Source organism: Olivibacter sp. SA151 (assembly GCF_054130995.1).
Map to the genome: position 1 here is coordinate 4202775 of NZ_CP096391.1, position 12495 is coordinate 4215269.

7 protein-coding genes, 2 tRNA genes and 3 rRNA genes are annotated in these 12495 nt (G+C 45.6%); 5 read left to right on the forward strand and 7 right to left on the reverse strand.

The genetic code is table 11. The features are described 5' to 3' along the window. Positions 1–99: 99 nt before the first annotated feature. Both M1D52_RS17305 and M1D52_RS17310 read left to right on the forward strand, forming a co-directional pair. The gene (locus tag M1D52_RS17305) at positions 100–672 is read left to right on the forward strand and encodes a DUF2272 domain-containing protein (protein ID WP_013665995.1); all 573 of its coding nucleotides are present in this window, start codon (positions 100–102) and stop codon (positions 670–672) included. After that, positions 648–2675, forward strand: a complete 2028-nt coding sequence (locus M1D52_RS17310; protein WP_437393119.1) for a patatin-like phospholipase family protein — start codon at positions 648–650, stop codon at positions 2673–2675. Before M1D52_RS17305 ends, M1D52_RS17310 begins: the two co-directional genes overlap by 25 nt. Before the next feature lie 79 nt (positions 2676–2754). On the opposite strand, the gene rrf is transcribed toward M1D52_RS17310, so the two are convergent. The 6 genes from rrf to M1D52_RS17340 form a co-directional block, all read right to left on the reverse strand. Further along, positions 2755–2866 (reverse strand): 5S ribosomal RNA (gene rrf, locus M1D52_RS17315). A gap of 134 nt (positions 2867–3000) precedes the next feature. Then, positions 3001–5877: ribosomal RNA gene (locus M1D52_RS17320) — 23S ribosomal RNA — on the reverse strand. 213 nt (positions 5878–6090) lie between these two features. Next, positions 6091–6164, reverse strand: a tRNA-Ala gene (locus tag M1D52_RS17325). A gap of 58 nt (positions 6165–6222) precedes the next feature. Next, positions 6223–6296, reverse strand: a tRNA-Ile gene (locus tag M1D52_RS17330). Positions 6297–6412: 116 nt separating this feature from the next. Next, positions 6413–7934, reverse strand: a 16S ribosomal RNA gene (locus M1D52_RS17335). The 16S, 23S and 5S rRNA genes sit together here with 2 tRNA genes alongside, the layout of an rRNA operon. Positions 7935–8096: 162 nt before the next feature. Beyond that, the gene (locus M1D52_RS17340) at positions 8097–8258 is read right to left on the reverse strand and encodes a hypothetical protein (RefSeq protein ID WP_157622172.1); all 162 of its coding nucleotides are present in this window, start codon (positions 8256–8258) and stop codon (positions 8097–8099) included. A gap of 319 nt (positions 8259–8577) precedes the next feature. On the opposite strand from M1D52_RS17340, the gene M1D52_RS17345 reads away from it, so the two are divergent. Further along, entirely contained in the window at positions 8578–10470 is a 1893-nt protein-coding gene (locus tag M1D52_RS17345; RefSeq protein ID WP_377610420.1) for an AAA domain-containing protein, read from the forward strand. A 21-nt stretch (positions 10471–10491) separates the two neighbouring features. On the opposite strand, the gene M1D52_RS17350 is transcribed toward M1D52_RS17345, so the two are convergent. Then, complete coding sequence (locus M1D52_RS17350; RefSeq protein WP_130857229.1) at positions 10492–11100, reverse strand: DNA-3-methyladenine glycosylase; 609 nt, start codon at positions 11098–11100, stop codon at positions 10492–10494. Between the two features lie 23 nt (positions 11101–11123). Between M1D52_RS17350 and M1D52_RS17355 the strand changes: the two genes are divergently transcribed. Both M1D52_RS17355 and M1D52_RS17360 read left to right on the forward strand, forming a co-directional pair. Continuing rightward, complete coding sequence (locus tag M1D52_RS17355) at positions 11124–11468, forward strand: hypothetical protein (RefSeq protein WP_377610417.1); 345 nt, start codon at positions 11124–11126, stop codon at positions 11466–11468. Positions 11469–11575: 107 nt separating this feature from the next. Then, the gene (locus tag M1D52_RS17360; RefSeq protein ID WP_377610415.1) at positions 11576–12478 is read left to right on the forward strand and encodes a hypothetical protein; all 903 of its coding nucleotides are present in this window, start codon (positions 11576–11578) and stop codon (positions 12476–12478) included. The last annotated feature ends 17 nt before the right edge of the window (positions 12479–12495 follow it).

Genomic DNA, 12495 nt, shown 5'->3' on the forward strand with positions numbered 1-12495 from the left:
TAATCTTGTTATGCGATAAATCTGGATGTCAAAGAATGTTCTTAGTCAGTCAGTTTTTGTTGACTTTTTTACTAAAACATTGTTATTCTAAATAAAAAAATGGCTACGGCGTACGTTAAAAAGTTAGTTACAATTGCCGAAGAGCAATATAACAGCTATCATCTCGAGAGCGAGAGTGATGTAGAATTATCGAAGCAGATACGTAAGTATTGGACAGACCTAGGCTTTTCCTTTCCTGGTGTGACAACGGCTTGGTCGGCTATATTTATTTCTTGGTGTATTAAGAAGGCTGGCGCAACAGGAGAAGAATTTTTGTTTAACCCGGCGCATGCGAGATTTGTTCACGCCGCCATCCAAAATGCGATTCAAGATACCGGAGTTTTCCGTGCTTACCCTTATCAAGCTATTGAACCTGGTCTTGGTGATATCATTCATCATAATCGTGGTAACAAGCGTTATGATTTTGAATTTGCAAAAAAGAACAAGGCTTATGAATCGCACTCTGCTATTGTCGTTGAAAGGGGAACCGATGCCAAAGGCAATTACGTGTTAACGGTTGGAGGGAACGAGAGTGATTCTATCAGGAAGAAGTTAATTCGACTCGATAAGCAATGGAAGATCATTGCGAGAGAAATTAACCCCTATATATGTATTATTCGAAACCTGAAATAAAAAACATGCCAAATGCGTTAAACACAACTAGCAAGAAAGATGAGGTGCCGATGATTAGCGAAACTCCTTTTGATCATATAGCCTTAGCCTTTTCGGGAGGTGGTTTTCGGGCTGCGTCTTTTAGTTTAGGAGTTTTGAGTTACCTGAATGTTATTCATACGCTTAACGATCAAGTACTACTTGACAATGTAACCTTTATTTCTTCTGCATCTGGGGGCTCGATAACCAATGCCTTCTATGCATTACACGTAGCACAAGGTCGATCGTTTAAAGAATTTTATAAAAATTTAACCGAGCATTTGTCCGGAATGGCTTTAATGAATGTTGTTTTTGAAAAATTAAATAACGATAAGGAGTGGACAGATAACCCGTATAAGCGAAGAAATATTATCAATGCTTTTGCACTTACGTACGACGATCTATTATTCAAACGTGCACTATTGTCAGATTTACATCCTAACGATCATAATAAACATTTAGAAGAGGTTTGTTTTAATGCAACTGAGTTTTATCGAGGTTTGGTTTTTAGGCAACAGGTTAAAATGAAAATGGATGTTAAATCACATGAGGATATCCAATTTAGATTTGGGAATTTTAATATAAAGTTGGGACAAACAACGGCAGGCAAGTTAAAGATAGCAGACTTGCTCGCCGCATCATCTTGTTTTCCCGCTGGCTTCGAACCTGTCATCTTTCCTGACGACTTTACCTATGTAGATTTGCCCATCGCTGCTACAGGCGAACTCACAAGCTTAAATAAACGTAATTTACTTGATGGCTTATCTATAGCGTTACAAGAAATAAGCCGGAGTGAATTGGTAAAGTTATTTGGTCAAGCTAAAGTGGACGACATACTTGCCGATTTCACAAAAACACCTTCTATTATGGAATTAAGACAGGCTTTTTCCAAGGAAAAATTAGCCGATGATTTCAAAATCGGAATGATGGATGGAGGAATAACCGATAACCAAGCCTTGGAAAGTATGCTGGATGCACAAAAGAGAAGAATCAAAAAGAAAACGGCCTTTTCACCTTTTGATCTAATGTTAATTAATGATGTGGGCAGCCATTACATGGAACCGTATAAATTACCCAAAGAGAATAAAAACTATAAAGGAATCGGAGCTATTTCCATAAATAACTTAATTGTTATACTGTGTCTATTTTTCCTTTTCGGACTAATAATGATTAGTAAAACGCTAGGTTTCCAATTAGGTGGTATACAGTTGAATGTCGTGATAGGAACAACTATATGTGTATTATCATTATGTTTTCTATTGATTTTGGCTATACTACGGAAATTCATTGAAGGCGATACGAACCGCCTAGGGGGCTTAAATCTAAACAAGAACTTCTCGCCTGATATTGTTACCAATCTTTTCGAACATTTTGGCTCTACCCCTATTGTAGTTATTTATAGAATGATCAAAGAACGTTTCGCTTCTGTATTGATATTGAACAATGATGTTTTTCTTAAACGGATACGTTATCTTCTATACAACAAAACTTATGAAAGCGGTAAGTATCGGTTCAAAATCAAAACCAATCATGTGTATGACTTATCTTTTTCGAACGATTTTAATCGAAACAGAAAAAATCTCCCTTTTTTAACTCCATCACGAGCTCAACAGATCGTCGCTCAGGCAGCTTTTGAAATGCCAACAACTTTATGGTTTGATGCAAAATCACAAGAAGAAGAAACCCTTGCCGCTCTAATTGCATGTGGTCAATATACTACCTGCTATAATTTACTCGAATATATATACCGCTTAAAAAACACAGTAAGCAAATCCGGATCCACCTATTATCAACAATTAACGAAAAGCTATCAAGAGAAAATTGATTTCATAGAAAAGCAATTATTACAGCATTGGCATCAATTCCGTGCCGATCCTTTTTTCCTTTATAATCAACTGGGAAAGGATTTTCAGGTTAATAGATTCAAGTCCTGCGGCATGGGAAGTTTCTCCGCGGCGGACGGTAACTTTGACGGCTTACGATAAGCTGCTCCGACATGATTACAAACCGATGGGTACCAAAACAGGAAAGGCCGCCGTGCAATGCACGGCGGCCTTCTGTAAAGATCGGCACCGACCTACTCTCCCACATGTTACTGCAGTACCATCGGCTCTGGCGGGCTTAACTTCTCTGTTCGGGATGGGAAGAGGTGGACACCGCCGATATAGGCACCTGAATACCTTTCAAAGTAAAAATTCAAAATTCAAAATTCAAAAATCCGGCACACCGGCCTTTTTACCTTTTACCTTTCAATTTTTTATTTGACTGATAACGGAAGAAAAAAAACAGGAAGACAACAGCCTGCTGCGCTTGAGAAAGCTTCGGGCTATTAGTACGGCTCGGCTGTGGTATCTCTACCTTTACACCTGCCGCCTATCGACGTGGTAGTCTCCCACGGCCCTGTAAGGAAGTCTCATCTCGTGGCTAGTTTCGCACTTAGATGCTTTCAGCGCTTATCTATTCCCGGCATAGCTACTCTGCCGTACACCTGGCGGCATAACAGATTCACCAGCGGCCGGTCCAACCCGGTCCTCTCGTACTAAGGTCAGCCCCACTCAGACTTCCTGCGCCCACAACAGATAGGGACCGAACTGTCTCGCGACGTTCTGAACCCAGCTCGCGTGCCACTTTAATCGGCGAACAGCCGAACCCTTGGGACCTTCTCCAGCCCCAGGATGTGACGAGCCGACATCGAGGTGCCAAACCTCCCCGTCGATATGAGCTCTTGGGGGAGATCAGCCTGTTATCCCCAGAGTACCTTTTATCCTTTGAGCGATGGCCCTTCCATGCAGAACCACCGGATCACTATGTCCGTCTTTCGACCCTGTCCGACTTGTATGTCTCACAGTCAAGCAAGCTTTTGCCATTGCACTCCGCGTACGGTTACCAAGCGTACTGAGCTTACCTTTGAAAGCCTCCGTTACCTTTTTGGAGGCGACCACCCCAGTCAAACTACCCACCAAACAATGTCCCCCCCCAAGGGGGGTTAGGAACCGGATACAGAAAGGGCGGTATTTCAAGGACGATTCCGCGGATCCTGGCGAACCCGCTTCACAATCTCCCGCCTATCCTACACATCCTGCACCCAGTCCCAATGTTAAGCTATAGTGAAGGTTCATGGGGTCTTTCCGTCCCGTTGCGGGTAACCGGCGTCTTCACCGGTACCACAATTTCACCGAGCTCATGGCCGAGACAGCGCCCAGATCGTTACACCATTCGTGCAGGTCGGAACTTACCCGACAAGGAATTTCGCTACCTTAGGACCGTTATAGTTACGGCCGCCGTTTACCGGGGCTTCGATTCAATGCTTCACCCGAAGGTTGACATCCCCTCTTAACCTTCCGGCACCGGGCAGGTGTCAGGCCTTATACGTCATCTTTCGATTTGGCAAAGCCATATGTTTTTGTTAAACAGTCGCCTGGGCCTTTTCACTGCGGCTTCTCCGTCGCCGGAGGAAGCGCCCCTTCTCCCGAAGTTACAGGGCCATTTTGCCGAGTTCCTTAGCCATGATTCACTCGAGCACCTTGGGATTCTCTCCCCGACCACCTGTGTCGGTTTGCGGTACGGGTCTTATATGCCTGGAGCTTAGCGGCTTTTCTCGGGAGTATGGTTACCCGCGCTATCGGCGCCCCCGGAGGTTTGCCGTACTTTCGGCCTTCGGCACACGACCCGGATTTGCCTGGGTCACGTTTACCTACGGCCTTCAACGCACTATTCCGTCAGTGCGCGGCGGTGTCACTCCTCCGTCCCCGCTTCGCAGCATACAAGAGTACGGGAATCTTTACCCGTTGGCCATCCGCTGCCCCTTTCGGGTCCGCGTTAGGTCCCGACTTACCCTGATCCGATTAGCGTTGATCAGGAAACCTTGGTCTTTCGGTGGGCGGGTTTCTCGCCCGCCTTATCGTTACTTATGCCTACATTTGCTTTTCCGGAACGTCCACGGATACTCACGTAACCGCTTCTCCCGTGCCGGAATGCTCCCCTACCGATATTTCTATCCCACGGCTTCGGTGGTACACTTCATGCCCGTTTATTATCCACGCCCGGCCGCTCGACTAGTGAGCTGTTACGCACTCTTTAAATGAATGGCTGCTTCCAAGCCAACATCCTAGCTGTCTGGGCAACCGGACCTCGTTAGTTCAACTTAGCGTACACTCGGGGACCTTAGCCGGTGGTCTGGGTTCTTTCCCTCTCGGCGCAGGACCTTAGCACCCTGCGCCTCACTGCGGACCATATCTCCCGGTATTCGGAGTTCGTCTGGATTTGGTAGGATGTGACTCCCCCGCACCCAATCGGTAGCTCTACCTCCGGAAGACTCAATGTCCACGCTGTTCCTAAAAACATTTCGGGGAGTACGAGCTATTTCCCAGTTTGATTGGCCTTTCACCCCTACCCACAGGTCATCCGGAAACTTTTCAACGTTTATCGGTTCGGTCCTCCAGTACGTGTTACCGCACCTTCAACCTGCCCATGGGTAGATCACAAGGTTTCGCGTCTACCTCCACTGACTGTACGCCCTGTTCAGACTCGCTTTCGCTTCGGCTGCGCGGCTTAACCGCTTAACCTCGCCAGTGAAGTGTAACTCGTAGGCTCATTATGCAAAAGGCACGCCGTCACCCCATTAAGGGCTCCGACAGTTTGTAAGCACACGGTTTCAGGTTCTCTTTCACTCCCCTGTTCGGGGTTCTTTTCACCTTTCCCTCACGGTACTGGTCCACTATCGGTCTCTCGGTAGTATTTAGCCTTGGCGGATGGTGCCGCCGGATTCCCACAGGGCGTCTCCGACCCCGCGGTACTCAGGAACTCACTAGGCCGGTCTTCATTGCGTGTACGCAGCTCTCATGCTCTACGGCGGGCCTTCCCAGACCCTTCCACTTCTTCCGACTGTACCACATTGCGGTCCTACAACCCCGCATATGCCGTAACATATCCGGTTTGGGCTCTTTCCCTTTCGCTCGCCACTACTCAGGAAATCATTCTTATTTTCTTTTCCTGCGCCTACTTAGATGTTTCAGTTCGGCGCGTTCGCGTTGTTAAACGGCATGTCTTCAACATGCCGGGTTTCCCCATTCGGAAATCGCCGGATCTCATCTCATTTGCAGATCCCCGGCGCTTATCGCAGCTTATCACGTCCTTCATCGCCTCCGAGAGCCTAGGCATCCCCCGTGTGCCCTTTCTTACTTTCTTCTCCCCGTACCCTTTTGCCGTACGGGGATGCTTTTGTGTCATGTCCCTTCCCCGTAGGAAAGAAACGTCTCTGCTGTTGTCTTCTCTTGTGTTTTTTCTTCCGATATGTCAAAGAACCTTTTTTTCAGATTAAAAAGTCAAAATCAAAAAGTAAAAACGACCGGCGTACCGGGTTTTTGAATTTTGAATTTTTACTTTTTAATTTGAAAAGCGTGGAGAATAACGGATTCGAACCGTTGACCCCCTGCGTGCAAGGCAGGTGCTCTAGCCAGCTGAGCTAATTCCCCCCGTTACGTGGACAGGACCGCCCGCCTCCGGTTTCCCGGACGGCCTCCCTCTTTCAGGTAGTCCCGAGCAGATTTGAACTGCTGACCCCTACATTATCAGTGTAGTGCTCTGACCAACTGAGCTACGGGACTGCTTCGCTTCCGCACCGGTGACCCCGAAGGGGCACTGTGGCACTTTCCTCTTTTTTCTCTTTCTCTTTTTTCAAGAAATCTTCATGGCGTAACCGAACGGCCCGAGGGCCCTCTAGAAAGGAGGTATTCCAGCCGCACCTTCCGGTACGGCTACCTTGTTACGACTTAGCCCCAATTACCGGTTTTACCCTGACACGCTCCTTGCGGTTACATGCTTTAGGTACCCCCGGCTTTCATGGCTTGACGGGCGGTGTGTACAAGGCCCGGGAACGTATTCACCGCGTCATTGCTGATACGCGATTACTAGCGAATCCAACTTCACGGGGTCGAGTTGCAGACCCCGATCCGAACTGTGAGGGGCTTTCTGAGATTGGCTTCACCTCGCGGTGTCGCTGCCCTCTGTACCCCCCATTGTAGCACGTGTGTAGCCCCGGACGTAAGGGCCATGATGACTTGACGTCGTCCCCGCCTTCCTCTCTGTTTGCACAGGCAGTCTGTTTAGAGTCCCCACCTTTACGTGCTGGCAACTAAACATAGGGGTTGCGCTCGTTGCGGGACTTAACCCAACACCTCACGGCACGAGCTGACGACAGCCATGCAGCACCTAGTTTCCTGTCCCGAAGGACTTGTCCATCTCTGGACAATTCAGTAACTTTCAAGCCCGGGTAAGGTTCCTCGCGTATCATCGAATTAAACCACATGCTCCTCCGCTTGTGCGGGCCCCCGTCAATTCCTTTGAGTTTCACCCTTGCGGGCGTACTCCCCAGGTGGAACACTTAACGCTTTCGCTTGGACGCCGACAGTCTATCGCCGACATCGAGTGTTCATCGTTTAGGGCGTGGACTACCAGGGTATCTAATCCTGTTCGATCCCCACGCTTTCGTGCCTCAGCGTCAATCGTACTTTGGTAAGCTGCCTTCGCAATCGGTGTTCTGTGGCATATCTATGCATTTCACCGCTACTTGCCACATTCCGCCTACCTCAGGTACATTCAAGCGCGCCAGTATCAAAGGCACTGCGATGGTTGAGCCACCGTCTTTCACCCCTGACTTAGCGCGCCGCCTACGCACCCTTTAAACCCAATAATTCCGGATAACGCTCGGATCCTCCGTATTACCGCGGCTGCTGGCACGGAGTTAGCCGATCCTTATTCTCACGGTACATTCAGCCCGGTATACATACCGGGGGTTATTCCCGTGCAAAAGCAGTTTACAACCCGTAGGGCCGTCTTCCTGCACGCGGCATGGCTGGTTCAGGGTTCCCCCCATTGACCAATATTCCTTACTGCTGCCTCCCGTAGGAGTCTGGTCCGTGTCTCAGTACCAGTGTGGGGGTTTCTCCTCTCAGAGCCCCTAGACATCGTCGCCTTGGTGGGCCGTTACCCCGCCAACCAGCTAATGTCACGCGAGCCCATCCGTCCCCTATAAATATTTAAATGAAGGCCCATGCGGACCTGCATTCTCATGCGGTATTAATCCGGATTTCTCCGGGCTATCCCCCTGGGACGGGCAGGTTGCTCACGCGTTACGCACCCGTGCGCCACTCTCACGGGGACCGAAGCCCCCGATCCCGTTCGACTTGCATGTATTAGGCCTGCCGCTAGCGTTCATCCTGAGCCAGGATCAAACTCTCCATTGTATAATGTTAAGTTTCCGATCTCGGCATTCGCACTTCTTTCAGTGCAGCCTTCCGATCTTTTTTGTATCTTCCGGCCGACGGACCGTTCAGGCCTGTCCTTTTGACTCTCGCCAAAAAACAGGCCGTCCGTTACGCTACATGAATCTGATTTCTTAAAGAACTTTAAACGCCTCCGCTCACGCTTCGGCCTCCGCCGTATCCATCGGGTCTCCCCTCCGGTACTTCCTGTTTTTTTCTTTCACCTTCCCGGGCATCGCGCCCGTTCCGTCGCCCCCTCTCTCCCGATTGGGAGTGCAAAGGTAACAGCTTTTTTCTTTTCTCCAAAATATTTTTTTAAAATATTTTTTCCTCCTCCCCGCTGTTCACCTCCGTACCTCAAAAAACAACCGCATCCCTTCGTTTGCGGAGTGCCCGCCTTCCGAACGGGATGGCAAAGGTACGAATTTCCCCCGTTCCCCCAAATGTTTCGCGCCCCGGACCACAGCTTTTTTTACAACAAACTGGAAATCAAATCCTTTTTTTTCACTCCTACACACAGGCAACACTAATCTACCTATTTTATTACTTATGCATACATAACTACGCAGCCATCTCATCCTTATAACAAAAAAATTTTAATTAAAATGCTTCTTATCTTTGCCGCATGGATTATTTTGGCAATTTGTTAGCGTTATTAAAATTAGAACAAATAGAAGATAGGAATTCCTTTCAAACCTCGCTAACTACCCTGTCCATTACACAGCGAAAAAAAAATGGGAACACTTGGTTCCCGGTACATATAAAAAAAACAACTATCGAAAGAGGCGACTACATCTCTGTTGAAATTGAACGTTCAAACGATCAAGAAGCAATACATCATTTTAAATCCGGGGCGTCAGTTGCTCTTTTCTCTAATCTTGATTCGGTTAATCACCGCATTGTGGGACAAGTGTCCTATCTTGTTGAAAACAGAATGAAAGTTATGCTGCGTCTTGATGAGCTTCCCGACTGGATTCACGATGGTAAACTTGGCATCGATTTATTATTTGATGAGTATAGCTATAAGCAAATGCAAAATGCACTGCTAGAAGCTTCAAAAGCAAGCAAAAACCCTCTTATTCAGGTGTTAACAGGAGAAAGGCAACCTGTGTTCTTTTCTTCTGCTACCCCTATTTTATTAGATAGGTTGAATGCCAATCAGCAGCTAGCCATCGAAAAAATTCGATCTGCGAATGATATAGCCATCATTCATGGTCCCCCGGGCACTGGCAAAACTACAACCATCATCGAAGCTTGCAAGGTTTTACTGAAAGAAAGAAACTGTCAGTTACTGGTGGTTGCACCGAGCAACACTGCAGTAGATCTTCTTACAGATCAACTTCTCAAAGCACAAATCAATGTTACACGAATCGGAAGCCCCTCTCGTGTAACACCTGAGTTACTACATGCGACATTAGATGAGCAGATCAGCCAAACTTCGTCAATAAAAGAAGTTAAAAAAATCAGAAAGCGAGCAAATCAATTTCGTGAAATGGCACGAAGGTATAAACGTAACTTCGGCAAAGAAGAGCGAATCCAGCGACAAACATTATTTGCCGAAGCAGCAAAGCTTATAAAGGAAGCCGATGCTTTAGAGCAGTATGCTACAGAATCTGTCATCAAAAATGCGCAGGTAATTACAGCAACATTGGTGGGAGCCGGCCATTACTCAATAAAAAACATTTGCTTTGAGGCAGTCATAATCGATGAAGCCGCACAGGCTCTAGAACCCGCATGTTGGATTCCCATATTAAAAGCAAAGAAATTAATATTAGCAGGCGATCATCAGCAGTTGCCTCCAACGATCAAATCCGTTTCTGCTGCTAATCAGGGACTTAAGGAAACATTACTGGAAAAATGCATTCATTTATATCCGCAATCAGGTGTTATGCTTCAGGAACAGTATCGAATGCATACATCCATCATGTCCTTTTCCTCCCAAAAATTTTACCAAAGCTCGCTAATTGCACACAGTTCCGTTGCAAATACGCTGTTGTTTCCTAATGATCAGCCCTTGCAATTTATCGATACGGTGGGGTGTGGGTTTGATGAAAGAGACGATGAAGGCAGCATATACAATTTAGAAGAAGCTTCCTTTGTTTTACATTACCTTTCAATGTTGAGTACATCGCTTAGCCAACACTATTCACCCGAAAATTATCCTCGCATCGCTATTATTTCTCCTTATGCTTCGCAAGTCGATAAGTTCAAAGCGTTGTTGGAAGCCGACCCTCTTTCCATATATAAAGATAAAGTTACGATCAATACCATCGACGGCTTTCAAGGTCAAGAAAGAGACATTGTTATTATCAGCCTTACACGAAGTAACCAAGAAAGAAAAATTGGTTTCTTAAGCGATATTAGGCGCATGAATGTCGCGATGACAAGGGCAAAAAAGAAATTAGTGATGGTAGGTGATAGCCTTACCCTATCAAAGCTACCTTTCTATGCCGATTTAATTACCTATTCAGAAAAAGAACATGCTTACTACAGCGCTTGGGAATATTTGAACAATTAACATAGCAGGCTTGCTATGTTTTCACTTTCGACTTACAAAACGATTTCCCTTTATATAATAGCGCCAGGGCAATAAAGCATCTTCCTTTGCATATTCTACACCAATCCTTGTCGAAACAACAATATCTTGCTCATCCAACGAGATCCCCACGTCCTCTATCCAAATATCGTCACCGGATAAGCTTTTTCCGTTGAAATTTCCTGCAATGCCTAAAGCTTGCGTCAGCGTTCCCGGGCCTGCAGAAAGCCGTGGAGTCAGTACCTCCATATTACGTCTCTTTAACATATAATCGAGCCCAACAATTGGCTCAATACCTCTCACTAAAACAGCTTGTGGAACATCGATTGGACCGGTTACAACATTAAAGAGATAATGGATCCCATAACAAAGATATACATACGATACACCTCCCTCCCCATACATTACTTTTGTTCTTTCGGTAAAACGTCTGCCATAAGCATGGGAGGCCTTATCTGTTATACCATTATAGGCTTCTGTCTCTACGATAATCCCACCGGTTACAAGGCCATTAATATTAGTGTAGATAACCTTTCCCAAGAGTTGCTGCGCAACCCACTGCACGTCGTCTTGCAGATAAAAATATTTTGGTAATTGCTTATTGTTCTTCACCCAAAGTCAATATCGATCGAAAAATGGAAGATAAAATTATACATTTGTCCGCGCGTTACCAAATTTTGATTTCTATGCATAGCCGAGCTTTTTTATTTCACTCCATCATACGAGCTAGTCTGGCGATCCTATTATTGATAGTTATTAGTTTCACCTTTTTCAGTTGCGAAAAAGATAATTACAATCCTGAAAACTATTGGCCCCAGGTAGGGCACCGAATAGATATGGTTGAGCGATATTGGGGACCACCCGACGATCGGGATTCATATTACAATGGGGATGTATTTATTGTATCCTATTATTATTACAACGAAGGCATTTTCATCGAGTTTTTTCAGGATCGGGTTGATTTTATTGGCGACCTATAGTATTAATACGCGCATACAACTTGCTAAACATTAGTTTGCTATCCACTTTTTGTTATATTTTTTGTAGCTTGCCCTCTAAATATTCCGCTCATCATTGAGTATATACGATGAAATTCAAGGAGTTAATCCGACAGGAACAAGATATCGCCTTTGTAATTGGCAACGGCATCAATCGATATCCTAACAATCCAAAAGCGTTATCTTGGGAGGAATTACTTCTTAAGCTATGGCATAAGTTTTCTCCAGACGTCTTTAACTTCGTCCCGAAAGGCATTACAACCACTGAATTTTATGATTTGCTGGACTTAGCTAGCATAGAAACCGCTAACAGCCCATTTCAAATTCAGAAAGAAGTAAGTCGTCTACTGAGCGGTTGGCAGCCGTTCGATCATCATGTTTCATTCGTACAGTGGGCCAGGCAGCATGAAGCACCTATTCTTACCACCAATTTTGATCTTACATTTTCTTCACTGCCCTTCATGCAGCAATACCGTTTTAAAACGACGTCTTTCACTGACTTTTATCCTTGGTCAACCTATTTCTCGGATCACGAGTTAAAAGATCCGTTGAAAGGTTTCGGAATATGGTTTATTAATGGACTTGTCAGCTACCATAGAAGCATTCGTCTAGGTCTTTCTCATTATATGGGATCCATTGAAAAAGCAAGAAATTACATCTATAAAAGTCGCACAGGCAGTCTCTTTAACAATAACAGTCAAAAGATTTGGAGTGGAGGTAATACATGGCTCCAAGTCTTCTTTAATAAGCAGTTATGTATTTTCGGTTTAGGGTTGGAAGAAAATGAAATTTTCATCCGATGGCTTTTAATAGAACGCGCAAAATACTACCGAAAATTTCCCGGCAGAAGAAAAAAGGCCTGGTATATTGCTCCTAAAAACGAAAAACCGGACGACCGAAATCTTGGTAAGATTCAATTTTTACGAGGAATCGGTATCAATTTGATTGAAACCAACAACTATGGAGAAATTTATAGCGAGCCATGGCTCTAGGTCAATCACTATTCTTT

What these genes read in the sequence shown, in the direction of transcription:
- M1D52_RS17305 (WP_013665995.1), top strand. Translation starts at nt 100, where the DNA reads ATGGCTACGGCGTACGTTAAAAAGTTAGTTACAATTGCCGAAGAGCAA.
- M1D52_RS17310 (WP_437393119.1), top strand. Translation starts at nt 648, where the DNA reads ATGTATTATTCGAAACCTGAAATAAAAAACATGCCAAATGCGTTAAAC.
- M1D52_RS17345 (WP_377610420.1), top strand. Translation starts at nt 8,578, where the DNA reads ATGGATTATTTTGGCAATTTGTTAGCGTTATTAAAATTAGAACAAATA.
- M1D52_RS17355 (WP_377610417.1), top strand. Translation starts at nt 11,124, where the DNA reads ATGGAAGATAAAATTATACATTTGTCCGCGCGTTACCAAATTTTGATT.
- M1D52_RS17360 (WP_377610415.1), top strand. Translation starts at nt 11,576, where the DNA reads ATGAAATTCAAGGAGTTAATCCGACAGGAACAAGATATCGCCTTTGTA.